Source organism: Mesorhizobium sp. M0772 (genome assembly GCF_040320135.1).
Taxonomy (GTDB): Bacteria; Pseudomonadota; Alphaproteobacteria; order Rhizobiales; family Rhizobiaceae; genus Mesorhizobium.
Genome location: NZ_JAMYPB010000005.1, coordinates 1 through 25,263, shown reverse-complemented (window position 1 = coordinate 25,263; position 25,263 = coordinate 1). Strand labels below are relative to the sequence as shown.

20 protein-coding genes are annotated in these 25,263 nt (G+C 64.6%); 6 read left to right on the top strand and 14 right to left on the bottom strand.

From position 1 onward, the window contains the following. Positions 1–146: 146 nt before the first annotated feature. The 3 genes from NKI06_RS04810 to NKI06_RS04800 form a co-directional block, all read right to left on the bottom strand. Positions 147–2,519, bottom strand: coding sequence for an aldehyde dehydrogenase family protein (locus NKI06_RS04810; protein WP_352984291.1), 2,373 nt, complete (start codon positions 2,517–2,519; stop codon positions 147–149). 226 nt (positions 2,520–2,745) lie between these two features. Continuing rightward, positions 2,746–3,795, bottom strand: coding sequence for a deoxyribose-phosphate aldolase (deoC, locus tag NKI06_RS04805; RefSeq protein WP_023703681.1), 1,050 nt, complete (start codon positions 3,793–3,795; stop codon positions 2,746–2,748). 217 nt (positions 3,796–4,012) lie between these two features. Beyond that, entirely contained in the window at positions 4,013–4,840 is an 828-nt protein-coding gene (locus NKI06_RS04800) for a ferredoxin--NADP reductase (RefSeq protein ID WP_023683551.1), read from the bottom strand. Positions 4,841–5,061: 221 nt separating this feature from the next. Here NKI06_RS04800 and NKI06_RS04795 point away from each other — a divergent pair, with 221 nt between their 5' ends. Continuing rightward, entirely contained in the window at positions 5,062–7,146 is a 2,085-nt protein-coding gene (locus tag NKI06_RS04795; protein WP_352984289.1) for a hydantoinase/oxoprolinase family protein, read from the top strand. Position 7,147: 1 nt separating this feature from the next. Beyond that, positions 7,148–8,830: a hydantoinase B/oxoprolinase family protein gene (locus NKI06_RS04790; protein WP_352984287.1), complete on the top strand. Its 1,683-nt coding sequence runs from the start codon at positions 7,148–7,150 to the stop codon at positions 8,828–8,830. Between the two features lie 22 nt (positions 8,831–8,852). On the opposite strand, the gene NKI06_RS04785 is transcribed toward NKI06_RS04790, so the two are convergent. Further along, positions 8,853–9,743, bottom strand: a complete 891-nt coding sequence (locus NKI06_RS04785) for an SGNH/GDSL hydrolase family protein (RefSeq protein ID WP_023671297.1) — start codon at positions 9,741–9,743, stop codon at positions 8,853–8,855. 254 nt (positions 9,744–9,997) lie between these two features. On the opposite strand from NKI06_RS04785, the gene NKI06_RS04780 reads away from it, so the two are divergent. Together NKI06_RS04780 and NKI06_RS04775 are read left to right on the top strand one after the other, a co-directional pair. Next, positions 9,998–10,768, top strand: a complete 771-nt coding sequence (locus NKI06_RS04780) for an ABC transporter substrate-binding protein (RefSeq protein WP_352984286.1) — start codon at positions 9,998–10,000, stop codon at positions 10,766–10,768. 69 nt (positions 10,769–10,837) lie between these two features. Beyond that, positions 10,838–11,953 carry an aminomethyl transferase family protein gene (locus NKI06_RS04775; RefSeq protein WP_352984285.1) on the top strand — a complete coding sequence of 372 codons (1,116 nt, stop codon included), beginning with the start codon at positions 10,838–10,840 and terminating at the stop codon, positions 11,951–11,953. 1 nt (position 11,954) lies between these two features. Here NKI06_RS04775 and NKI06_RS04770 read toward each other — a convergent pair whose 3' ends face one another. Genes NKI06_RS04770 through NKI06_RS04745 form a run of 6 tightly spaced genes read right to left on the bottom strand, consistent with a single transcriptional unit; the run spans position 11,955 to position 19,250 of the window. Continuing rightward, positions 11,955–12,416, bottom strand: a complete 462-nt coding sequence (locus NKI06_RS04770; protein WP_023671294.1) for a MarR family winged helix-turn-helix transcriptional regulator — start codon at positions 12,414–12,416, stop codon at positions 11,955–11,957. Further along, positions 12,413–12,997 carry an amino acid synthesis family protein gene (locus NKI06_RS04765; protein WP_023703687.1) on the bottom strand — a complete coding sequence of 195 codons (585 nt, stop codon included), beginning with the start codon at positions 12,995–12,997 and terminating at the stop codon, positions 12,413–12,415. The genes NKI06_RS04770 and NKI06_RS04765 overlap by 4 nt, the downstream gene beginning before the upstream one ends. Then, entirely contained in the window at positions 12,990–13,874 is an 885-nt protein-coding gene (locus NKI06_RS04760) for a UPF0280 family protein (RefSeq protein WP_352984283.1), read from the bottom strand. The genes NKI06_RS04765 and NKI06_RS04760 overlap by 8 nt, the downstream gene beginning before the upstream one ends. Further along, positions 13,874–15,415 (bottom strand): 6-hydroxynicotinate reductase, encoded by a 1,542-nt coding sequence (locus NKI06_RS04755; protein ID WP_352984282.1) that lies wholly within the window; start codon positions 15,413–15,415, stop codon positions 13,874–13,876. The genes NKI06_RS04760 and NKI06_RS04755 overlap by 1 nt, the downstream gene beginning before the upstream one ends. Continuing rightward, complete coding sequence (locus NKI06_RS04750) at positions 15,412–18,375, bottom strand: molybdopterin-dependent oxidoreductase (protein ID WP_502900574.1); 2,964 nt, start codon at positions 18,373–18,375, stop codon at positions 15,412–15,414. The genes NKI06_RS04755 and NKI06_RS04750 overlap by 4 nt, the downstream gene beginning before the upstream one ends. A gap of 11 nt (positions 18,376–18,386) precedes the next feature. Then, positions 18,387–19,250, bottom strand: coding sequence for an FAD binding domain-containing protein (locus tag NKI06_RS04745; protein ID WP_023732660.1), 864 nt, complete (start codon positions 19,248–19,250; stop codon positions 18,387–18,389). 385 nt (positions 19,251–19,635) lie between these two features. Here NKI06_RS04745 and pncA point away from each other — a divergent pair, with 385 nt between their 5' ends. Both pncA and NKI06_RS04735 read left to right on the top strand, forming a co-directional pair. Next, positions 19,636–20,250, top strand: coding sequence for a bifunctional nicotinamidase/pyrazinamidase (pncA, locus tag NKI06_RS04740; RefSeq protein WP_023732661.1), 615 nt, complete (start codon positions 19,636–19,638; stop codon positions 20,248–20,250). An 85-nt stretch (positions 20,251–20,335) separates the two neighbouring features. Next, positions 20,336–21,703 (top strand): sodium:proton antiporter, encoded by a 1,368-nt coding sequence (locus tag NKI06_RS04735; protein WP_023732662.1) that lies wholly within the window; start codon positions 20,336–20,338, stop codon positions 21,701–21,703. Here the strand turns inward: NKI06_RS04735 and NKI06_RS04730 are convergent, their stop codons facing one another. Genes NKI06_RS04730 through NKI06_RS04715 form a run of 4 tightly spaced genes read right to left on the bottom strand, consistent with a single transcriptional unit; the run spans position 21,704 to position 25,030 of the window. Continuing rightward, positions 21,704–22,471 (bottom strand): ABC transporter ATP-binding protein, encoded by a 768-nt coding sequence (locus NKI06_RS04730; protein WP_023732663.1) that lies wholly within the window; start codon positions 22,469–22,471, stop codon positions 21,704–21,706. Further along, positions 22,468–23,193: an ABC transporter ATP-binding protein gene (locus NKI06_RS04725; RefSeq protein ID WP_023732664.1), complete on the bottom strand. Its 726-nt coding sequence runs from the start codon at positions 23,191–23,193 to the stop codon at positions 22,468–22,470. The genes NKI06_RS04730 and NKI06_RS04725 overlap by 4 nt, the downstream gene beginning before the upstream one ends. Further along, positions 23,190–24,152: a branched-chain amino acid ABC transporter permease gene (locus NKI06_RS04720; protein WP_352984277.1), complete on the bottom strand. Its 963-nt coding sequence runs from the start codon at positions 24,150–24,152 to the stop codon at positions 23,190–23,192. The genes NKI06_RS04725 and NKI06_RS04720 overlap by 4 nt, the downstream gene beginning before the upstream one ends. Next, positions 24,149–25,030: a branched-chain amino acid ABC transporter permease gene (locus NKI06_RS04715; protein ID WP_023683565.1), complete on the bottom strand. Its 882-nt coding sequence runs from the start codon at positions 25,028–25,030 to the stop codon at positions 24,149–24,151. The genes NKI06_RS04720 and NKI06_RS04715 overlap by 4 nt, the downstream gene beginning before the upstream one ends. Positions 25,031–25,263 lie beyond the last annotated feature (233 nt).

Sequence of the window (25,263 nt, the reverse complement as noted above, 5' to 3'; positions counted from 1 at the left end):
CGTCCGGGCGTCAAGCCCGAACGCGATCACCTTCGCGACGGCCGATGTAATGCACATCGCTTGCTCTGATGCAACAACATGTATGACAACCGGGCAACGAGTGACGCTGCCATGGTTCGCTCAAGCACAGCGCGTTTCAGGCGGCATTAGTCGCCGTATGGCACCCAGACGTTCTTCACTTCGACGGCGCGGCGCAGCAGGGCATCGCCGGCGGCCTCGTCGCACGCCCAGTCGAGGCTGCGGCCGTTGCCGGTCCAGACGCGCTTGAGATTGCCGACGGAATCGGCCTCCGCCTTGGCGCAAGTGTCGGCATCGGCGAACAGCCAGAGCCCGTCGACATCGTCATGCTTGGCCAGCACGCCGGAAAGTTCGGCGCTGCGGCCGGTGACGATGTTGATGGCGCCTGCCGGAACGTCGGAATATTCGATCACCTGGTAGAGATCGGTGGCGAGCAGCGGGTATTTTTCCGACGGCACGCCCACTACCGTGTTGCCCATGGCAAGCGCAGGTGCGATCAGGGAGATGAAGCCGAGCAGCGGCGCGCTGTCCGGGGCGACGATGCCGAGGACGCCGACCGGCTCGTGCAAAGCGAGCGTGACGGCGCGGGCCGGTGGCTGATGCACCCTGCCCTCGAACTTGTCGGCAAGGCCGGCATAGAGGAAGAGCCGCTCGATGGACTGTTCTACTTCCTCCCGCGCGGCCTTGGCGTTGGCGCCGGTCAGTTCGGTCAAGCGTGCGGTAAATTCGCCGATTCGGCCGGACAGGTTTTCTGCGAGATAATAGAGCACCTGGGAACGGTTGTACGCGGTCGCTTCCGGCCAGGCTGTGCAGGCGCGGGCGGCGGCAACGGCGTCGCGGATGTCCTTGCGGCTGCCGAGACCGACTTCGCCGGCCAGCTTGCCCATGGCAGTGGCGACAGAAAGCGAATAATTACCATCGGGCCGCACCTGCTTGCCGCCGATGAACAGTTTGGCCGTACGATCGATGGCGCCGCCATCCGATTGCTCGACGGGCTGCGCCGAAGAGGTCGCCGGCTTGATCACGGGACCAAGCGGCAGTTTTGCCGAGAGATATTCGAACATGCCCTCCCGCCCGCCCTCGCGGCCAAAGCCGCTTTCGCGATAGCCGCCGAAGCCGCAGGCGGCGTCGAACATGTTGGTGCCGTTGACCCAGACGACGCCGGCCTTCAATTGCGGCGCGACATGCAGCGCGAGGTTGATGTTTTCGCTCCACACCGAGGCGGCCAGCCCATAGCGCGTGTTGTTGGCAAGCTCGATCGCTTCCTCGGTGTTGCGGAAGGTCATGGTGGCCAGAACCGGACCGAACACCTCTTCCTGCGCCAATATATTTGACGGCGAAACACCGGTGGCGAGCGTCGGCAGGTGGTAGTAGCCGGAAGACGGCAGAACGGCATCCGGCTGCCAGCAGACGGCGCCCTGTCTCGCGCCTTCGGCGACCAGGCCCTTGACGCGGTCCAGTTGCGTCAAATCGACCAGCGGTCCGATATCGGTGTTCTTGTCGAGCGGGCTGCCGACGCGAAGCCGGCTCATCCTGACCTTGACCTTGGCAATCAGGGCATCGGCTATGCCTTCCTGCACCAGAAGCCGCGACCCGGCACAACAGACCTGGCCCTGGTTGAACCAGATACCATCGACCAGCCCTTCGACGGCGCTATCGAGATCGGCGTCCTCGAAGACGATGAAGGCCGATTTGCCGCCAAGCTCCAATGACAGCTTCTTGCCCGATCCAGCCGTGGCTTTCCTGATGATCTTGCCGACCTCCGAAGAGCCGGTGAAGGCGATCTTCTGGATGCCGGGATGGTTGACGATGGCGACGCCCGCTTCAGGTCCACCCTGGACGATGTTGACGACGCCCTTGGGCACGCCGGCACGCTCGCAGATCTCGGCAAACAGGATGGCGGTGAGCGGCGTGAACTCGGCCGGCTTCAGCACCACCGTGCAGCCGGCGGCGAGCGCCGGCGCAATCTTCCAGGCCAGCATCAGCAGCGGGAAATTCCATGGGATGATCTGGCCGACGACGCCGACACCCTTGTGGCCTGGGAAATCCTTGTCCAGCGCCTGAGCCCAGCCGGCATGATGGATGAAATGGCGGATGGCCAGCGGCACGTCGATGTCCCGGCTTTCGCGGATCGGCTTGCCGTTGTCGATTGACTCAAGCACTGCGAACAGGCGCTGATGACGCTGCATCGCGCGGCCAATGGCGTAAAGCACTTTTGCGCGCTGGTAGCCCGAGGATGCCGACCATTTCGGTAAGGCCCTGGTGGCTGCGGCGACGGCTGCGTCGATATCGGCGGCGCTGGCATCGGAGATCTTGGCCAGCAGCTTGCCGGATGAGGGTTCGCTGGTCTCGAAGGTCTTGCCGCCGCCTGCTGCCTTCCAGCCGCCGTCGATGAACAGCGCCTTGCCGAAATCGCGTCCGGCAAGCCAGGCATCGGCCTCGGTGCGGGCTTCCGGCGCCGGGCCGTATTCCATGGCGTGATAGCGTTCGAGAATGTTCATGACGCGCTCCAGATAATCGTCTTGGCAGGCGCTCTGTGGCGCCCCCCTCTGTCCTGCCGGACATCTCCCCCACAAGGAGGGAGATTAGCCTTCGCGCCTGTCGGCTCTGAAACGTCGACAATTGGCGAAATCGCCGACGTTAGCCAATCTCCCCCCAAGTGGGGGAGATGTCCGGCAGGACAGAGGGAGGCGCGAAGGAACACGACGTTCAAGGCCTTCATCCGCCTCACGCCATTGCGTGGCGGTGATTGGCCGAATAATGCCCGGTCAGATGGTGCTCGAGCTGGCGCTCGATATCGGTCAGCAGGCTCGAGGCGCCGAAGCGGAACAGGTCTGGCTCCAGCCATGGCCGGCCGAGCTCCTCCTTCATCAGCACCAGCCAGTCGAGCGAAGCCTTGGCTGTAGAGATGCCGCCGGCCGGCTTGAAGCCGATGAGAAAGCCGGTCTCCTCGAAATAGGCTCGGATGGCGCGCACCATGGCAAGGCCGACGGGCAGCGTGGCGTTGACGCTTTCCTTGCCGGTCGAGGTCTTGATGAAATCGGCGCCGGCCATCATCGCCACCATCGAGGCCAGCATGACGTTGCGCAGCGTGGCGAGGTCGCCGGTGCCGAGAATGACCTTCAAATGCGCATCGCCACAGGCTTCGCGCATCGAGACGATCTCGTTGTAGAGTTCCTGCCATTTGGCGCCGAAGACCAGGCCGCGCGGGATGACCACGTCGATCTCGTCGGCGCCGTCGCGGACCGAGGCCTCGATCTCCTGCAGGCGCGTCGACAGCGGCGCAAGGCCGTGCGGGAAGGCGGTGGAGACGGCGGCGACATGGATGCCGGTGCCGCGCACGGCATCAACAGCCGTCGCGACGAAGGGATGATAGACGCAGACCGCTGCCGGGCGGATTTTCTCGCCCTCGATGCCAAGCCCCTCGACGATGTCGCGACGGAACGGGTTGATCGCCTTGGCGCATAGGCGGCGCACCCGCTCTTCGGTGTCGTTGGAATTCAGAGTCGTCAAATCCATGCAGGAGACCGCGCGCAGCAGCCAGGCGGCCTGGTTGTCAGCCTTGATCGAGCGCCGCTTTGTGAGGCTGGCGACCCTGCGTTCCAGCGCCGAGCGGTTGACCGAGCGCACCGATTCCATGAAGCCGAGATCGAGCCGCATGCCGGTGTTGCGGGCAATACCGTGGCTTTGCGGCACGGGCGTGTTGGCGGCCGCACGTGCCGGCAGCGGCGTGACCTTGGACGCGCCGAGATCGGCCTCGCGGATTGTGCTGCTCATCTCCTGCCCTTTCGCTCGACGATTTTACGTCGTGGTGCGTGTCGTTGCTCCCGAACCGCATCACGGTTTGGGCGACACACGCCGAAGATAGCCCGTGAATCGATGCTTCACGAGTCCTTCAAGGGCTCATAACGGAAAAAGGCGGCAAAAGCAGCTGAATTTTGACCACATGGTCAAAACGTCAATCCAAAACGTGGCGCCGAGGCGCCGGCTGATGTCAGCCGACGAAAGCGCGCTCGACGACGAAGGTCGAGGGATGGCTGAGCGAACCCTCATGGAAGCCGAGGCTTTCGGCCATTTCCTTGACGTCCTTCAGCATATGCATCGAGCCGCAGATCATGATCCGGTCGGTCTCAGGATTGAGCTTCTCGATGCCGAGGTCGGCGTAGAACTTGCCCGAGCCGATCAGCGCCGTGATGCGGCCCATCCGCGCCGATTCTTCGCGGGTCGTCGAATTGTAGAGGGTGACGCGGCCGCCGGTCAGTTCGCCGATCAGCGGATCGTTTTCGAGCGCCGCCACCAGTTCCTGGCCATAGGTCAGTTCGGCATTGTCGCGGCAGGTGTGGGTCAGGATGACCTGATCGAATTTTTCGTAGGTATCGGGGTCGCGCAGAAGGCTGGCGAAGGGCGCAATTCCGGTGCCGGTCGAGATCATGAACAGGCGCTTTGCCGGGGTCAGCGCGTCGACAACCAGCGTGCCGGTCGACTTCTGGCGCATGATGACGGTGTCGCCGACCTGGATCTTCTGCAGTTCGGAGGTCAGCGGGCCGTCCGGCACCTTGATCGAGAAGAATTCCAGCTCTTCGTCCCAGGCCGGGCTTGCCACCGAGTAGGCGCGGTACACCGGCTTTTCGGCATTGGGCAGCCCGATCATGACGAACTCGCCGGAGCGGAAGCGCAGCGACTGCGGACGGGTGATGCGGAACGAGAACAGGCGGTCGGTGTAATGCTTCACCGAGACGACGGTTTCGGCATAGACGTTGGCCGGAATCGGAAACTGCAGCGGACGGGCGCCGGCGGTGTTGAGTGCGGATGTGGTGTTCATCAATCCAACTCTGTCTTGCCCAAGCCACTACGCGGGCGCCAAACCGTTTCCTGCGCGCCCAGACCCTTCAGGTCCCGGCGTGCCGTTCACACACTCCAAAGCAGTGAGCTCTTGTGTCCCAAATTTATTAGTATACAAACGATATTTGTGTCAAGATACCACGCTAAAACAGCTTTCCAAACTGCGGCATATTCATAGTCCTGGCATTTCGGGTTTCGACAATGAAAGAGAATTTTTCGGTGAAGCAGCCGGATTCCGCGGGCGACGTCGTTGCCGGCATCGATGTCGGCGGAACCTTCACCGACCTCATTTTGATCGACGGCAAAGATGGCGGAAAGGTGCATATCGCCAAGACGCCGACGACGGTCGACAATCAGGCGTTCGGCGTGGTTTCAGCGCTGGGCGCCACAGGCTTTGCCATAGACGGCATCGACCTCATCGTGCATGGCACGACCACCACCACCAATGCGGTGCTGGAACGCAGGCTGGCGAAAACCGGCATGATCACCACGCGCGGTTTTCGCGACGTGATCGAGCTTGGCCGCCGCACACGGCCGCAGCCCTACGGCATGACCGGAAGCTTCGTTCCGATCATCCCGCGCGATCTCCGGCTCGAAGTGTCGGAGCGCGTCGAGGCGTCGGGCGCGGTGCGCACGCCGCTCGACGAGGCCGAGATGCGTGCGGCAGTCAAGGCACTGGTCGACCTCGGCTGCGAGTCCCTGGTCATCCATTTCCTGCATTCCTACGCCAACCCTGGGCATGAGCGGCGCGCCGCCGAAATCGCTGCCGAGCTTTGGCCGAACGGCTACATCACGACTGGCCATGCGCTGCTGTCGGAAGCCCGCGAATTCGAGCGCGGCGTGACCGCCGCGGTCAACGCCTCGGTGCAGCCGATCCTCGAGCGCTATGTCGAGCGGCTGCGCAAGGAATTGGCCGCCAAGGGCTATGCCCGCGACTTCCTGATCATGAACGGCAATGGCGGCATGATCTCGGCCCGTTTCGTCACCAGGGAATCGGCCAAGACCGTGATGTCCGGACCAGCCTCGGGCGTCATTGCCGCGGCCTACACGGGCAAGCGCGCCGGCTTTGAAAACCTCGTCACCTACGACATGGGCGGCACCTCGACCGACGTGGCGCTGATCCGCAATGCGGAGCCCGCCGTCTCCAACGAGATCGAGATCGAATATGCGATGCCGATCCATGTGCCGATGGTGGCGGTGCATACGGTCGGCGCCGGCGGCGGCTCCATCGCCCGCGTCGATGCGGCCGGCCTGATCCAGATCGGCCCGGAAAGTGCCGGCGCCAATCCCGGCCCGATCTGCTACGGCCGCGGCGGCCTGGAGCCGACCATCACCGACGCCAATCTGGTGCTCGGGCGACTGGCGCCGAAAAAGCTGCTGGCGGTCGAAAATCCGGTCACCGTCGAGCGCGTCACCGGCATCTTCGAAGACAGAATAGGCAAGGCCACCGGCCTCTCCGGCGTCGAAGCGGCGGGCGCGGTGCTGCGCCTGGGCAACATGAAGATGGCCGGCGCCATCCGCATGGTCTCGGTGTCGCGCGGCCATGATCCGCGTGATTTCGCACTGTTCGCCTTCGGCGGCGCCGGGCCGCTGCATGCAACCGCGCTGGCGCGCGAACTCGGCCTGCCCCGCGTGCTGGTGCCGGCCCGTCCGGGCATCACCAACGCGCTCGGCTGCGTCGTGGCCGATCTGCGCCATGACTTCGTCAACACCATCAACCAGCCGGTCGCCGTGCTTGATGAAGCCCGGCTTCGCGAGGTGCTGGAACGTCACCGCGGGGAAGGCGAGGAACTGATCGGCAAGGAAGCGGTGAAGCCGGAAACGATCCGCGTTACGCACTCCGCCGACATGCAGTTTGTCGGCCAGACCCACATCATCAACGTGCCGTTGCCGTCTTCATCGGTGACAAGGCAGGAGTTGCAGGTGCTGTTCGAAAAAGCCTATTTCGCCCGCTTCAAGGTCGAGTTGCCGGAGATCCGCGCCAATCTGGTCAACCTCAACACGTCGGTGACGGGCGTGCGGCCGGCGATCGACCTGTCACGGCTGATCGACCCGGCCGGACGTACAAAGACGCTAGACGAGGCGCTGCGCGAAACAAGGCCTGTCTGGTACGCAGGGCGCTGGCACGATACGCCGATATACGCACGCGAAAAGTTGCCGCCCGATGCCGTCATCGAAGGGCCGGCGATCCTCGAACAGATGGACGCCACCACCGTGCTCGAACCCGGCGACCGCGCACGTTCTGACGCCGACGGCAACATCATCATCCACATTGGCGAGGCCTGAGATGCAAAAGCTCGACGCCATCACGCTTTCGGTCCTGCAGGCAGCCTTGCAGCAGGTCTGCGACGAGATGGATCTCACTTTCTCCCGCGCGGCCTTCTCGCCTGTCATCGCCGAAGCCAATGACCGCTCCGACGGCATCTACTCCGCCGTCGACGGCTCGCTGATCGCACAAGGCAGCCAGGGCCTGCCGGTGTTCGTCGGCGTCATGCAGTATTCGACCAGGACGGTGATCGAGATGATCGCCAACGGCCGTTGCCTGCCGCCGGAACCTGGCGACATCTACATCGTCAACGATCCCTATCTCGGCGGCACGCATCTGATGGACGTGCGCTTCGCCATGCCGGTCTACCGCGACGGCAAGATATTTTGCTGGCTATCGAATACCGGCCACTGGCCCGATATCGGTGGCTCGGTGCCGGGCGGCTTCTCCGCCTCCGCCACAGCCGTCGAGCAGGAAGGCCTGCGGCTGCCGCCGGTCAAGCTGTTCAAGAAGGGCGTGCTCGACACCGAAATCTACGCCATCATCTGCTCCAACATCCGCGTCGCCGACCAGCGCATCGGCGATATAAGGGCGCAAGCCGCGGCACTGCTGATCGGTCAGGACCGGCTCAATGGAATCCTCGATCGTTACGGGGACGAAACCGTCGTCGGGGCGATCGCCGAACTGCGTCGCCGCGCCGCCGAGCAGATGCGCGCCAACATCTCCGCCATTCCCGACGGCACCTACAGCTCGAAGGCCTTTGTGGACTCGGACGGCGTGGTCAACGAGCCGCTGACCATCGCGCTCGCGGTGGAGAAGCAGGGCGATACGCTGACCTTCGATTTCACAGGTTCGTCAAAACCCTGTGCCGGGCCGATGAACAGCGTGCTGGCGACGACATTGTCGTCGGTCTATCTCGCCATGCGCCATATTTTCCCTGATGTGCCGATCAGCTCCGGCGCTTTCGAGCCGCTGATCGTCAAGCGGCCGGAAGGCACGTTCCTCGACGCCAAATACCCGCGTCCCGTCTCCGGCTGTGCGGCTGAAGTCTCGCAGCGCATCGCCGAGGCGGTGTTCGCGGCGATGGTGCAGGCGCTGCCGGAAAAGGTGACGGCCGCGCCCGCCGGCTCCAGCGGCAATTTCGCGCTGGGCGGCAACGATCCGGCGCGCGGCCGCGACTATGTGATGTATCAGATCTCCGGCGGCGGCTATGGCGGCAATTCCGGCCATGACGGCCTGACCAATGGCTGCTCGACCATCGGCATTTCGAAATCGCCGCCGGTCGAGATCATGGAGCAGGCCTTTCCGGTTCTCTACCGCCACTATGCCTTGCGCGAAGGCTCGGGCGGCGCCGGCAAGCAGCGCGGCGGCTTCGGCCTCGCCTATGAGGTCGAGATCTTGCGAGGCGAAGCGCGCGCGTCCTTCGTCATGGACCATGGCCGTTTCGGCCCGCAAGGCGCGCTCGGCGGCAAGGACGGCGCGGTGAACACGGTGACCGTGTTCCGCGACGGCGAGGCACATGTGCCGCCGCATCTGTCCAAGGAGCAGGACATCGCGCTCAAGGCCGGCGACCGCGTGAGGGTCGGCACGCCCGGGGGCGGCGGCTATGGTGATCCGCGTGAGCGCGACCCGAAACTGGTCGCCGAAGACATCAGGCTTGGTTACTACACCGTTGAACAAGCCAATGAGCTGTTCGGAACCTGACAGCCGACAGGCCCGAGCCGCGTCAGGTCTGCAGCTTGGCCTTCAGCGCATCGGCGAATTTTTGCGCGATCTTCTTGAAGCCGGCGGGATCGGGATGCAGTTCGTTGGCCCAGTCGGCCACCTTCAACGTTCCCTGCGTGTCGACCAGATGGAAATTGTTGTTGGGATCGTCGGCCAGGCGCTTCACCACATCGCGGAACGCCGCCAGCGCGTCGTGAACGATGACCGTGCCCTTGGCGACCGTCCAGTTGCAGAAATCGAGCGACGGTTTCAGCCACGGGCCGACACAGGACGGATGCGCTCCGTTCGGGATCGGAAAATCATAGCAATGGCCAAAGATCGGCACGCCTGGCGCGACGCGGTCGCGCAGCGCGAACAAATCGAGATAGCAGGCCTCGACCATGCCGAGCGCCTTGGTGAAGCGGTTCTTGTTCAGCCCGGGGGCGTGGCCATCATTGAAGTCGAGGAAGATGCAGAACTGGTCGCCGGCAATGTCGTTGCCACCGGCAGAGAACAGGATGGCATCGGGCTTGCCGTCCAGCCAGTTGGCCTTGTTGCGCAGGGCGGCGATCATGCGCTGCTGCTTGGGCAGCGACATCTCGTCGGTCGCCGCATCGCCATGATGGGCAAGGTTGAGGATGGTCGGCGGCATCGAGCCGATGCGGCGCAGCTGCGCGATCACGTCGGTGTCGACGAACGGAAAGCCGTTGCCGGTGAGCGGATAGTCGAACCAGGAATCGCCCTGCGCCAGCATCACCAGCGGCCGGTTGGCGACGGCCGCCTCGAGATTGCCGGCGCTTTCCCTTGCGGTTTCGAGCCGCTCGATGTTGGCCTGGTGAACCTTGATGCGCTTGGCGATGTCGTCGTCTATGCGCCGCTGCGCGGCTTCCTGCACGAATTCCTGCTGGTCCATCCCCAGGTCCCTCCCACGACCGTCTACTTCCAGCTGAGCATGCGCCCATGTCCATGATCGGTCTGTAATTTAGATCACAGTAAGATTCCTGGGGAAGGACGGCTTGCCGCGCCGTGATCGCCGCAGAGCATGTCGTTTCCGTCTCCGTGGAGTCTGCAAAAGACCATAGACTTCTATCCTTGTTTTCGCGCAATTCCGGACGGGAAACCGCCAACACCTTCCCTGGAATTGCTTAGTCAACGGAGATCAGGAACATGCGTCTTTTCGGTCGTTTCGTGCTTGCCGCGTCCGCCGCCCTGCTGCTTGGGACCGGTGCTGCCTCTGCCGAGAAACTCAGGATCGGCACCGAGGGCGCCTATCCGCCCTTCAACTATGCCAATTCGGACGGCACGCTGGGCGGCTTCGACATCGACCTCGGCAATGCGCTGTGCGCCGAGATGAAGGCCGAGTGCGAATTCTCCGTACAGGATTTCGATGGTTCCATTCCGGCGCTGCAGGCCGGCAAGTTCGACGCCATCATCAACATCACCATCACGCCGGAACGGGCCGAGAAGGTCGAGTTCACCCACAAATATTACCAGACGCCACCGGCCATCGCCGTGCCGAAGGATTCGACCATTGCAGGCACGTCGCCTGACGATCTGAAGGGCAAGGTGCTGGGTGTGCAGAGCGCCACCATCCACCAGAATTTCGCCGAGAAGAAATACTCGGGCTCGACCGTTAAGGCCTATCCGACCGGCGACGACGCCCGCACCGACATGGCCAATGGCCGGCTCGACGCGATGATGGACGGCTCGATCATCCTGACCGAATGGCTGAAGAAGCCCGACGGCGCCTGCTGCAAATTGCTCGGCACGTTGACGGCAGATCCGGCCATTCACGGCCCCGGCGTCGGCATCGCGCTGCAGAAGGGCAACAAGGAATTGGCCGACAAGTTCAGTGCCGCCATCGACGCGCTGCGCGCCAACGGCAAGTACAAGGAAATCAACGACAAATACTTTTCGTTCGACGTATACGGCAGCTGAGACCGACGACAAATACTCTCGGCAGCGCTGTCTGGCGCTGCCGTTTTTCATGCAGGACGGAGAAGTTTCGTGGTTGAGCGGCGCTCCCCTTTCTACAACAGCATCGTCGGCCTGGGCGCGACGATGGGCCGGGTCGGCGGCGAGTTCGTCTCGGCCAAAACTTATTCCGGCATCGCCGACGAGCACCTGAACACGCGCAAAAATGTCGGCGTGCAGGATCTCAGCACCATGGGCAAGATGGACATCAAGGGGCCGGAAGCCGAGGCGCTGGTCAACCACGTCATCGTCAACGATGCCGCCGCGATGAAGCCCGGCCAGGTGCGCTATTCCACCGTCTGCCGCGACGATGGCGGCATCATGGACGACCTCACCGTGTTCCGGCTGGGATCGGAGCATTTCATGCTGGTGACCGGCTCGGTCAACCGACTGAAGATGCTGCCCTGGCTGCAGCATCATGCTGAAGCGCGAAAGGCCTATGTCACCGACATTACGGCGGCCGTCGCCTTTCCGACGATACAGGGGCCGCGTTCACGCGAGCTGCTGAAAGCACTGGTTTCGGATGCCGATCTCGATGAGTTGAAACGCTGGGCGTTCACTTCAGGGCGCGTCGGCGAGACCAAAGTCCTGATCTCACGCACCGGGGTGACCGGCGAGCTCGGCTTCGAACTGTTCGTGCCGGCGGACGAGGCCACTTCCGTCTGGGACGCGCTGATGCGGACCGGTAGCGATTTCGGCCTGAAGCCATACGGCGTGCTGGCCATGTTCACGCTCGGGCTGGAAAAGGCCTATCCGGCGCATGGCATCGACATGGACGAGAGCCGTACGCCCTTCCATGTCGGGCTCGATCGCTGGATCAAGTTCGACAAGGGCGAGTTCATCGGCCGCGAGGCATTGCTCACAATTCGCGGCAAGGGGCTCGACGAACGCTGGACCGGGCTGATTCTCGACGGTGACAAGCCGGCCGCGACGGATGCCAGGGTTTTCGCCGACGGCGAGGATGCCGGCGTCGTCACCTACAGCGATCACGGCTATTCCTTAGGCAAAGTTCTGGCGACGGCGCATTTGCGGCTGCCGTTCACCGCCATCGGGACCGAACTCAGCATCGACATTGACGGCAAGCCGACCCGCGCGGTGGTGGCGCCGATGCCATTCTTCGATCCTGAAGGCGCTCGGCTGCGGGCCTAAATCAGGCTAACTTCGCTAGCAGCCGCATAAACGTGGCCGCTTCCTTGGCCGTCAGCGGCGCCAGTGTCTCCTGGGTGATGGCGCGGGCCAACGGGATCAGCCGTTCGATCGCCTCGCGTCCCTCTGGCGTGAGGTTGACCAGCAGCCGCCTCTTGTCGACCTCGTGCTTGGTCAGGTCTACCAGGCCTCGCGCCTTCAGCCGGTCGATGACGCCCTTGACCGTCGCCGCGTCCATGGCGATCAGCGTGCCCAACTGGTTCTGCGAGGTCTCGCCGACATCGTGCAGCTTGGCAAGTGCAGCAAATTGCGGCGGCGTCAGGTCGCTTATCTGGGCGGCAAAGATCGAGACATGGCGCTGATGCGCCTTGCGCAGGATGAAGCCGACCTGCTCCTGCAGGCGGTAATCATGTTCGTCGGGCTCTTCGGCCTCGACCAGCTTGAGAAGATTGTCACCGCCGCTCATCGCAGGCCATCCCAGGCCTTGATGTCGCCTGCAGCCAGGCCGCCCATGCGGTCGTGCACGCGCGGGCCGCAGCTCATAGCGAGGCAAAACAGGATTTCGTCGGCACGCGGCCCGTCGCTGAGGCCGACCTCCATGGCGTCGAAATGGCTGCGGACATAGGCGGCGTTGGTGTGGCCGAGCGGCACGTCGAGCCGCGAGCCGAACGCCCCGACCTTGGTTGCCGACGGCACGATCGCCTTGGCGTCGCCCAGCCGCTCGCGCATGGCATAACCGCCCGGCACATGCCAGAGCGCGCCGTGCTCCAGCTCCCCTGACGAACCGACGATGGTGCCCTTGCCGTAGGCGTCGATCTGCTTGATGTCGCCGCCCAATGCGGCAATGAGCTTGTCGGTGAGCAGCAGGCCAAGCGGCTTCAGATCGTCCATGGCGCTCTGCAGTTCTTCGACGTAGCGGCCGGCGAACGGGTTCTTCACCAGGGCCACGGCTGCAGCGCGGCGGCGCGGCAGAGCAGCGACCGGCCCGCCATCGTGAAAGATCTCTTCGGTCAGAACCGCAATCTTGCGGATCGGAAACTCAGGCATGGGCAACTTCCTTCCCTGGATTTTTGTTGGGCGCGGCAAGCGCCATGGAACCACTGATGCGGGCTTCCCCACCTAGAAACAGCGCCGATGCGGCAATCAGGCCGCGCCGGCGAAAATCTTCGGCGACGGCAAGGCCATTGTCCAGCGCCCGCTCCACATCGCCACGCGCGAGCATGCCGACGGCTTGTGTCACCAGCCGCGCGCCGAGATCGCTGTCGGGCGCCAAGTCTTGCGCGGCAATGCGCTTGATGGCGGGATTGCCGGGCAGGTCGACGGCGTTGGCGATGAGTGTCGCCGCCGCATCGGCCTCGGCGCCGGTGCGGGCCAGCACGGTGACGGCGTCGGCAATGCCAAGCGAGAACGAACGGCCGCGCCAGCCGCTGGTGGCGACGCCGCGCACGCCGTCCGCCGAGCGAATGGTGAGGCGGTCGGCCATGCCGTTGCCGGTGCCGGCGATCGCCAGGTTCATCGACTGGCCCTTGCCGATATGGAGGGCGCTGTCGCCGCCATTGTTGACATAGGCCCGGTCGAGCTTGCGACCGGCAAGCAATGCCGAGAGCATTTCGTCGGCTACCGATCCGGCGACGGCGGCCATCGGCGTGATGAAGCATTCCGCCAAGGGCATGACGGCTGCTTCCATGCGCCGCGCCGTCGGGCCGGCGAAGGTGCGCGGCGCCAGGAAAAATGCCGGCAGCCGCAATTCGGGAAGCTCCTCGACCAACTCGATCAGGATCGTCTGGAAGCGCTCGATCGCCTGATCGTAGGCGGCACGACACTCAGCCGCCTCACCAAAGGCCTCGACGATCAGGTCGATCGGCCCGTGGTTGAGGTGCAGCCGCTTGCCGTCCTGCAGCCAGTGGACTTGCGGGCCTTGCATCAAGAGGCCCCGTTCGAGCCGACGCGGCGCAACTGCGCCAGCGGCGGCCATGGATTGTGGGCCGCGGCGCCTGAGCCGCGGCGCGGGTTGAGATATTCGCCGCCTTTGGCAACGATATCCTCGACGCTGCGTATCTCGGCCTCGTAGCCGCCCAGCCGGACATAGTCGTCGCGGCGTAGCGTGAATTCGATCGGCGCCACCAGCGCCGGCGTCGGCACATAGCCGAAGGCGCCTTCCGGCACGCGCATGACGTCGACCATCAGCGTGATGCCGCCGCCCGGCCAGACATAGACCGGAGCGCCGCCGACGGTGACATAGGTCTTCAGGCCCTGCACCGAGCGGGTGAGATTGACCGGGTTTTCGGTGACGCCGGCGCGCAGCGAGCCGCCGGCGCCGCCAATGAACAGCACGGTGCAGAGCGCCGGCTCGCAATTGTCCTCGATCAGGCCGACCGATTTCTGCAGCCGCTCGGGGAACGGTTTTTCAACCGGCTTCAACTCGTCGTCGAGTTCGTAATAGGCGAACTGCTCGCCGGTGGTCGACACCATCAGCAGCGACAGGCCGGGGCGGGCGCCCTTCTTGGCGTTCCATCCGCCGAGGATCGACAGCGGGTCGGAAATCGAGGTGCCGCCCCAGCCAAGGCCGGGCTCGGAGACCTTGAAATAGCGGCCCGGCGTCGAGCGGCGGCCGATGATCTTGATGCCGGTGTCCTGCCAGCCCAGCACCTTGCCGGCCTGATGCTCGGAGACAACGCCGGTGATATGGTCGTCGACCACCACCACCTCGTCGACTAGGCCGCGCCATTGCGTGGCGAACATGCCGATCGTGGCCGAGCCGCAGCCGACCCGCATACGGTGTTCCTGCTTGCCGTCGATGACAGGTGGTTTGCCGGCTTCGACGATGATGGTGGCGCCGCCATCGATGGTCAGTTCGACCGGCTTGCGATTGCACAGACTGAGCATCGCGTCACAGGTTGCCCGGCCTTCGGCCTTGGAGCCGCCGGTCAGATGATGCACGCCGCCCAGCGACAGCATCTGCGAGCCATACTCGCCTGTCGTGACGTGGCCGATCGGCTCGCCTTGCGCGCGCACGATTGCCGTTTCGGGACCGAGATGGCGGTCGGTGTCGATCTTCACCTTGACGCCGCAGTACGAAAAAATGCCTTCGGTGACCACGGTCACCAGATCGACGCCCTCGACCTCCTGGCTGACGATGAAGGGGGCCGGCTTGTAGTCGGGATAGGTGGTGCCGGCGCCGATCGCAGTGACGAAGCGGCGGCCGGTGTTGACCAGTTCGCCGTCCCATTGCTCGCCCTCGGCAGTGAAAGGCACGACCGCGGCGCCGCTCTCTGCCGCATGGTCGAGGATGGTCAGCGGGTCCATACGCACGATGCGGCCACCGACATTGCCGTAGCGGTCGCAGGCGCCGGTGCGGCCATCGGCGATGTAGCACATCACCGGACAGGCATCGCAGCGGATCTTTTCCGCCACCAGCTTTTCGCCCGGATCGTGGGTTTCGAAGCGTTCGGCAAGCTCGCTCATCGGCGTGCCTCCTTGTCGCGGATGCCATCTTTTTCGCGGATGGCGGCGCGGATGCGCGCCGGCGTCGCCGGAACCTTGGTGATGAGAACGCCGGTGGCGTGGCGTATGGCGTTGAGGATGGCGGGTGCGGTCGGGATCAGCACATGCTCGCCCAGGCCCTTGGCGCCGAACGGTCCCTCCGGATCGGGAACCTCGATCAATATGTGCTCGATCTCAGGCACATCGCCGATGGTCGGGATGAGATAGTCGTGCAAATTCTCGGTGCGACCGGGGATGTATTCCTCCATCAGCGCCATGCCGATGCCTTGCGCGATACCGCCTTCGATCTGGCCTTCGACCAGCAGCGGGTTGATAGCCTTGCCGACATCGTGCGCGGCGGTGATTTTCAAGAGCTTCACCGTGCCGAGCTTGAGATCGACTTCGAGTTCGGCGATCTGCGCGCCATAGCCATAGACGGCGTAAGGCTTGCCCTGGCCCTTGGCATCGAGCGGCAGCGTCGGCGGATCGTAGGTCTCCTCGGCGCGGAAGACGAAACCGCCCGCATCGACATCGAGGGCTGGGAGATCGATGCGCCGAGTGGCTTCGCCCTCGCGAATGACGATCACCGGACCGTCCAATTGCAGGGCAGCTTTCTCCGAGACATTGGCAAAACGCAGGATCTTTTCGCGCAAGGCGCGGCCGGCTTTTTCGGCCGCCTTGCCGGTGACAAAAGTCTGGCGCGAGGCCGATGTTTTGCCGGCATCGGGGCTGATCGCGGTGTCGGCGGTTCTCAGCTTGAATTTTTCCAGCGGCAGGCCGAGTGCGTCGGCGCAGATCTGGGCGATGACGGTGTTGGAGCCCTGGCCGATATCGACGGCGCCCTGGTGCAGGATGACGTCGCCGTCTGGCGAGATACCGACCCTTATGGTCGACGGATTGGGCAGCGAGGTGTTGCCGCAGCCATACCAGCAGGACGCGATGCCGACGCCGCGCTTTTTGCTCGTATTGGCATTGTTGAATGTATCTGCGTCGGCCTTCGCGCGAGCCCAATGCGGCCGCAAGGAGTCGAGGCACTCGAATATGCCGACGCCCGACTCCAGTCGCTGTCCGGTAACCGTTTCGGATCCGTTCCGAAGGCAGTTCTTCAGCCGAAAATCGAGCCGGTCCATGCCCAGCTTGCCGGCGAGCTCATCATAGAGCGTCTCCTGCATGATCGTCGCCTGCGGCACGCCGAAGCCGCGGAAGGCGCCGGAAATCGGCCCGTGGGTGTGGATGGCGCGGCCTTCGGCGCGGTAATTCGGCGTCGCATAGGGACCGGAGGCATGCACCGGCACGCGGTTGGCGACGGTCGGGCCCCAGCTGGCATAGGCGCCGGTGTTGAAATCGCCGGAAAAGATCATGCCGGTGACATGGCCCTCGGCGTCAGTGCCGATCGTCGCCTTCATCTCGGCGGGGTGGCGCTTGGTGGTCGACATCATCGATTCGGTGCGGGTGTAGGCAAGCGCCGCCGGCCGGCCGGTTTTCAGTGCCACAAGGCCGATGAGCGGCTGCAGTGAAACGTCCAGTTTCGAGCCGAAGCCGCCGCCGGTCGCGGTCGGCACGATGCGCACCTTGTCGACGGCAAGACCGAGCACCTTCGCCGTTTCGTCGCGATCCATGTAGGGGGCCTGGGTGCAGGCGACGACGACCAGCGTGTCGCCGTCCATGTAGGCATGGCCGGCTTCCGGCTCGATATAGGCGTGCTCGACATAGGAGGTGTCGATGGCACCGGACACCGTGTAAGCAGCCTCGCCAAGCGCCGTCTCGGGGTCGCCGCGCTCGACAAAGCCCTTGGTCAACAAATTGGCCGGGCGGTTCGCGTGGATGAGCGCAGCCCCTTCTGCCTGCGCGTCGCCGGGCTGCAGAAAATGCGGCAGCTCGGTCCAGCGGACCGGGAAATCCTGGAGGTCGAGATCGAGCATGGCCTCGCGCTCGCCGGCGACCAGCGCCACTGCCTCGCCGCGCAGCCGCGCAAAGCCTTCGGCCAGCGCCGGCTGGTCGGCAAACGGACCGATGACGCCGAAACAGTTTTTTCCCGGGATGTCGGCGGCGGTGAAGACGCCGGCGATGCCGGGATGCGACTTCACCCAGCCCTCCAGGTCGCCGAAGGCGAAGCCGGCATGATAATGCGGCGAGCGGACCACCAGCACAGCCAGCGCATCGGCGGGAAAGGCATCGCCGCCGAATTTTTCAGCGCCGGTGATTTTTGGCACGCCGTCGAGCCGGACCGGGGAGGCGCCTACAGCATTCCCTGTGGTTGGCATTCTACGTTCAAAGTTGAATTCCAACGAATGACGTTGGCGCTGCCCCTCACCCTTACCCTCTCCCCGTGAAGAACGGGGAGCGGGGAGCGTCGGCGCTGGAGCACTTCCCTTCTCCCCGTCACTATACGGGGTGAGGGTGCCGGCAGGCGGATGAGGGGCAGCGCCGTCGGTCGACGTCTCGAACCGTCCCGCATCCATCACTGCCGCGATGATCTTTCTGTAGCCGGTGCAACGGCAGAGGATGCCGCCCAGCGCATCCTGCACCTCGGTCTCGGTCGGATTCGGCGTGCCATCCAGCAGCGCCGTTGCCGCGACCAGCAGCGCCGGCGTGCAGATGCCGCATTGCGCGGCGCCATGCGCCAGGAAGGACGCCTGCAGAGCCGAGAGCCGGCCATCGGCGAGGCCTTCGACGGTCGTTACGGACGTCCCGGCTGCGGAGGCCGCCGGCATCAGGCAGGCGCAGACGGCGTCGCCGTCGACCAGCACCGTGCAGGCGCCGCAATCGCCGGCATCGCAGCCAACCTTGGTGCCCGTCAGCTGCAATTCGTCGCGCAAAACCTGCGACAGCCGGCGCAGCGGCGGCACATTGACCGAGACGGCGGCGCCATTGACGGCGAAGGCGATCTCGGCGCGCTCGATGCCGAGGCCCGGCACGAGGTCGGGCAGGGCTTCAATCATCTCGGAGTGGCTCATGCCGCCACCATGCTGTTGTCGTTCGTCAGCCCGCAGGCTCCCAGCACGGCGCGAGCGACAAGCTCGCGCGCTGCGTCGAGCCGGTATTCGGCGCTGCCGCGCACGTCGGCAATCGGCGAGAGCTCGGCCATCGGCGCGGACAGGAGAGCATCGGCGAGTGCCGGGCCGACAGGCTTGCCCACCAGCACGGCTTCGACAGCGGCGAGCCGCCTGGCGACGGCCGAGCAGGACCCGACCGCGACAGCGGCTTCCATGACTATGCCACTCTCGGCAACGAGGCGCGCCGCCACCATGGCGATGGAGATGACGAGGTAACGCCGCGCACCGAGCTTGACGAAGGCCGACGTGCCGGCAGAGGCCCGCTTCGTGATGCGGATGGCGGTGACCAGTTCGCCCGGCAGCAAAGCGGTGCGGCGGTTGCCGAGAATGAACTGCTGCAGCGGCAGATGACGCGTCGCGGCTGCAGAGCGCAGCTCGACCTCGGCGTCCAGCACCAGCAGTCCCGGAACGCCATCGGCGGCAGGCGAAGCATTGCAGAGATTGCCGGCGATCGAGGCGACATTCTGGATCTGCAGGGAGCCCACTTCGCGCGCGGCCTGCTTCAGCGCATCGAAAGCCGCCGGCAATGGATGGCGGACAAGGTCGGTCCAGGTGGTGCGGGCGCCCAAAACCCAATGGGTTTCGGTCTCGGCAATGCCGCGCAGCGAGACCAGGCCGTTAATATCGAGAACATTGTCGCGGAACGGTTTGGCGCCCTGCGCCGGATAGAAATCGGTGCCGCCGGCAAGCACGCGCCAGGCGCCCTCGCCCAGCAGAGCGAGCGCCTCGTCGAGCGTGGCGGGTTTCGCGTAACGGATCACGCTTTGCCTTCCAAAAAAATAGGCCTTCCCATTGGGACCTTCAAAAGGTGGGGTCTTCCCGAACCCCGCCAATGTCTGATCAGGCCAAATTCATTCGTATGCAAATGATATCAAGCTGGCGGAAATTGTCAAAGCCGGAGTTTAAGGGAACCCGGCCGCCATGCATTTGTTACGTCCGCGCATGATCCCCAAAAATCGGAATCGATTTTCGGAAAGGATCCTGCGCAAAGTAAAGTGCTACAGCGTCCTTTGCGCGTCCGAAGGGGACGCGCGGCGCTGTAGGAGGTTGACGCAGGCGGCCATCCGGTCGAGTTTCTGCATCCGGTCGCATCAGCGGCGTATTTCACTCGATCCCCCGTTCGAGACGTAGAAGAGGAGAGGCGCCATGGCCGACGAAGCGCTTGTTGTCATCGACCTGCAAAACGACTTCTGCCCCGGCGGCGCACTGGCGGTTGCCGGCGGCGACGAAATCGTGCCGCTGGTCAACGATCTGATCCGGCATGCCGAGCATGTCGTGCTGACGCAGGACTGGCACCCGGCCGGACATTCGAGCTTTGCCTCCAGCCATCCGGGGGCGCAGCCCTTCAGCGCAATCGAGATGCCCTATGGGCCGCAGACTCTGTGGCCCGACCATTGCATCCAGGGCAGCCTCGGTTCGGATTTTCACTCGGGGCTCGCCTGGACCAAGGCCGAGCTGGTGATCCGCAAGGGGTTCCGCCCCGATATTGACAGCTACTCCGCCTTCTTCGAGAACGACCACAAGACGCCGACCGGGCTCGCCGGCTACCTCAAGGAGCGCGGCATCGGCACCGTGACCGTGGTTGGCCTGGCGACCGACTTCTGCGTCGCCTTCTCGGCCCTCGACGCGGTCAAGCAAGGCTTCAAGACGACGGTGCGGCTCGACGCGTGCCGCGGCATCGATCTCAACGGTTCGGTCGAGGCGATGCTGAAGAGGATGCGCGATGCCGGGGTGAGGCTCGAAGACCCGATCTCGGAGTGACTGGATCGTGACGCATCGAGGGGGCTGCACACAGTTGGGGAAGGCTTTCGCGGCAGGTGTACTCGCTTCCGCTGTGTCTCCGCAAATGGCCTTCGCGGCCGAGGCCCGCGGTCTGCCCGATGCTGCCATGTCGCTGTGGTGGGCGCTGCCTTTCGCTGGCCTGCTGCTCTCGATCGCCACCGGACCGCTGCTGTTCCACCATGTCTGGGAGCATCATTACGGCAAGATCGCCGCCGGCTGGGCAGCGCTGGCGGTCATCCCGCTGATGGTTGCATTCGGCGTTCCGGTAGCCGGTGAAGCCGTGCTGCACACGCTGCTCACCGAATACATGTCGTTCATTATCCTGCTGTTCGCGCTCTACACCATTTCGGGCGGCATCCTTGTGGCCGGCAACATCCATGGCACGCCGCTGGTCAATGCCGGGCTGCTGCTCGTCGGGGCAATGCTGGCCTCGGTGATCGGCACCACCGGCGCCTCGATGATCCTGATCCGGCCGATGCTGCGCGCCAACGACAACCGGCAGTTCAACGCCCATGTCGTCATCTTCTTCATCTTCCTGGTGTCCAACATCGGCGGCTCGCTGACGCCCTTGGGCGACCCGCCATTGTTCGTCGGCTTCCTGCGCGGCGTCGACTTCTTCTGGACGACGGCGAACCTCTGGCGCGAGACGCTGTTCACCGGCGGCTTGGTGCTGCTTGTCTTCCTGGCCATCGACATCATGCTGCATCGCCGTGAAGGCGGCGCGCCGAAGATCAAGGATCCGACGCCGGATACAAAGGTGCGCCTTCGCGGCCTGGCCAATCTGCCGCTGCTGGCCGGCGTCATTGCCGCGATCCTGCTGTCGGCAGCATGGAAGCCAGGCGTGAGCTTTTCAGTGCTGGGCGTGAGCCTCGAACTGCAGAACCTGGCGCGCGACGCCATTATCCTGGGGCTCGCCGGACTGTCGCTTGTCGTTTCCCTCAAGAGCCATCGCGAGGCCAACGGCTTCACCTGGGGCCCGATCGCGGAGGTGGCGAAACTGTTTGCCGGCATCTTCATCTGCATCGTGCCGGTCATTGCCATCCTTCGCGCCGGCCATGACGGCGCGCTGGCGCCGCTGGTGGCGCTGGTGACGTCACCCACCGGCCAGCCCAATGATCTCGCCTATTTCTGGTTGACCGGCGGGCTGTCGTCCTTCCTCGACAATGCGCCGACCTATCTGGTGTTTTTCGAACTCGCAGGCGGCGACGCGCGGCACCTGATGACGGAGGCGGCCTCGACGCTGGCTGCGATCTCGGCCGGCGCGGTGTTCATGGGCGCCAACACCTATATCGGCAATGCACCCAACTTCATGGTCTACGCCATTGCCCGACACCGCGGTGTGAAGATGCCGGGCTTCTTCGGCTACATGGCATGGTCAGGGCTGGTGCTGATCCCGATCTTTTTGATCGCCGGGTTCCTGTTTTTCGGCTGATCAGCCGATGCCGACATAGCGCCTGACTGCCGATGGGTCGGCGCGCAATTGCTCGACATCGACGGTCTCGCGGTTGCGGCCGTTCTCGATGAAGCAGACGCGGTCGGCGACGGACAGCACGGCGTCGACGCGCTGTTCGACCAGAATGGTGGAGACACCTAGCTCACGCAGCTTCACCACCGTCTCGCGGATCTTGGCGATCATCGACGGCATCAGCCCCTCCGTCGGCTCGTCTAGCAACAGCACCTGCGGCTCAAGGCAAAGCGCACGGGCCATGGCCAGCATCTGCTGCTCGCCGCCGGACAAAGTGCCGGAGCGCTGGCGCAGCCGCTGGCGCAGCAGCGGGAAGAGATCGAGCACGCTCTCGCGCGTCGCTCTGCCCTTGCCGCGCGCCATCAGACCGATCTCGATGTTTTCCGCCACCGTCATCTCGGCGAACAGCCGCCTGCCTTGCGGTACATAGGCGACGCCGGCCTTGGGCACCTCATGCGCCGGCAGGCCGGTCAACTCCTTGCCGGCGAGCCGGATCGAGCCGGCGCTCGACGGGACCAGCCCCATGATTGCTTTCAGCGCCGTCGTCTTGCCGGCGCCGTTGCGACCGAACAGGCACAGCACCTCGCCCTTGTTGAGCACGAGATCAAGCTCGTAGAGCACCTGAACCTCGCCATAGAAGCATTCGAGCCTGGAGATGGTCAGCGCTTCAGTCTTGTGGGCTTCAGTCTTGTGGGCTTCAGTCTTGGGGGCCTCAGTCTTGGGGGCTTCGCTCATGGCGCCGTCCCCAGATAGGCTTCCTGCACCTGTGTGTTGGCGCGAACCTGTTCGGGGGTGCCTTCGGCCAGGATCCTGCCGGCGTTGAAGACGGTGATGCGGTCGGCCAGCTGCATGACGACCGGCATGTTGTGCTCGATCAGGAGCACGGTGGCGCTCTTGGCGATCTCGCGCACCAGTTCGATGAAATTGTCGATCTCGCTGTCGGCCAGCCCCTGCGTCGGCTCGTCGAGGATCAAAAGCCGCGGCTTCAGCGCCAGGCCCATTGCCACTTCCAGCAGGCGCTGATGGCCGTAGGAAAGCTGGCCGGCCGGCATATGGGCGCGGCCCGCAAGTCCGGTGCGTTCCAGCGCGGCCATGACGCCGGTGCGCACCGCACCTTTCGAGCGGCCGTCGGTCAGCGTGCGCTGCACCGGCAGCGCGACATTATCGTAGGCAGAGAGGTTGGCGAAGACGCTGGTGATCTGAAAGGTGTAGGCGATGCCCCGGCGCACCCTGAGATAGGCCGGCTGGCTGGTGATGTCGGCGCCGTCGAAGACGATCATGCCGGACGATGGCTGAATGCGGCCGCTGACCAGGCTGACGAAGGTGGTTTTGCCGGCGCCATTGGGCCCGATGACGGCGCGGATCTCGCCCGGCATCAGCTGGAAGTCGACACCGTCGACGGCGCGCAGGCCGCCGAAATTGCGCGCCAGGCCTTTGGTGGTCAGCAACGGCATCATGGCAGCCACCCGAGCCAGCGCTGGCGGATGGTGCCCAGAATGCCTTTGGGGAAAAACAGCACCAGCAGGATGAGCGCAATACCGACGATCTGGAGATAGGCGGAGGTGTAGCCGCTGGCGGTGTCGATGACATAGTACATGAACACCGTGCCGAGCAGCGCGCCCAGCGTCGTGGCGGCGCCGCCGAGCAGCACCCAGAGCAGCGGCAGGATGGAATACTGCACCGAGGCAAAGCTCGAGCCGACATAGCCGAACAGCAGCGCATAGGCCGCACCCGAGGCGGCGCAGATGGTGCCGGAGACGACGACGGCGATCAGCTTGTTGGAGAAGGTGTCGTAGCCCAGCATTTTCGTGCGCTCCTCGTTCTCGCGCACCGCGACCAGCACGCGGCCATAGCGGGAGCGGACGATGGCGAGGGTGATCAGCAGCACGACCGAGAACAGCGCCAGCGCGCTCATGTAGCGCACGGTCGGGTTGGTTAGGTCGAGCGATGTCGCGCCGAAGGCCAGAACCCGCGCCGGCTGCGGCACGACCAGACCCTGGTCGCCGCCGGTCCAAGCGGCGAAATAGAGGATGACGAGGTAAAACACCTGCGCGAACATCATGGTGACGATCATGAAGGCGACGCCGGTGGTGCGCAGCGCCAGCAGGCCGATCACCAGTGCCAGCAGCGCGCCGCAGGCGATGCCGGCGAGGAAAGCCAAAGGCACGCTCCAGCCGAGATGGATGACGGCGAGACCAGCGCCATAGAGCCCGGCGGCGAAGAACATGGCGTGGCCGAGGCTGAGCAGGCCGACATAGCCGAACAGCATGTTGTAGCCCATGGCGAACACCGCCAGCACCATGATTCGGGCCAGCAGGCCATGATGGTAGTCGGGCAGGACGAAGCTCAGCGCAAACAGCAGCGCGATGGCGCCGACATGCAATGCATAGGCTTTTGCCGGCGAAGCTTCGCTCATCGCGGCGCCTGCCCGAACAGGCCTTGCGGCCTGAACACCAGCACCATGGCCACCAGCAGCGTGGCTATGATCTTGGCCAAAGTCGGCGAGAAGAACACCGAGATGATGCCGTCGGACAGGCCGATCAGCACGGCGGCAACGACGGTGCCGCGCAGCGAGCCGAGGCCGCCGATGATGACGACGATGAAGGACAACAGCAGCGGGTCCTGCCCCATCAGGTAGTGCGCCTGACTGATCGGCACGATCAGCACGGCGGCGATGGCCGCCAGCATGGCGCCGAGCGCGAAGACGCCGGCATAGACGCGGGCGACCGGAATGCCGAAGGCCTGCGCCGTCTCGCTGTCATATTGGGTGGCGCGCATGATGAGGCCGATCTTGGTGCGCGTCAGCACCAGCCAGGTGGCGATGAGCAGAAGGGCCGAAGCGGCAATGATCGACAGCTTGTAGCCGGAATAGCCGAACCAGGGCAAAAGGATGCGGTAGCTGAAGGGCGGCTCCACCGGGCGGGCTTCCGGGCCATAGAAGCTCAACGCCAGCTGCTGGATGATGTAGAGCATGCCGATCGTGGCGACGATGGTGGCTTCCGGATTGTAATTGAGCCGCCGCAGCACAAGCCGCTCGGCTACCAGCGCAATGGCGCCGACAATCAGCGGCGCAATCACCAGCGCCGCCAGGAAGCCGAGCGTGGGATGGCCGGGTATCGCCGTCGAGATCGCCCAGGCCAGCACCGCGCCCAGCATGAAGAACTCGCCATGGGCGACGTTGACGACGCGCATGACGCCGAACACCAGCGACAGCCCAAGCGCCGTCAGCGCCAGCACGGCTGAGGTGACAAGGCCTTCGAGGGCGGCGAGGAGGAGATGGGGTCCGAAATGCATTCAGGGCGCCCTTACCCTCCCCTTGTGGGGAGGGTGACCGCGCAGCGGTCGGGTGGGGGTTGGGCACGGGCCGTCGCGGGCCCCCCCCCCGCGCGGCGGGGGGGGGCGGACTAGGGGGGGTGTGGGGGGGGGGCCCCCCCCCCGGGGGGGGGGGGCCGCCGCGGCAGTGCTCGACGCTTTGGTGGTGCCTCCTGAGAGAACCCCCTCTGTCGGCTTTGCCGACTGCCCTTCGC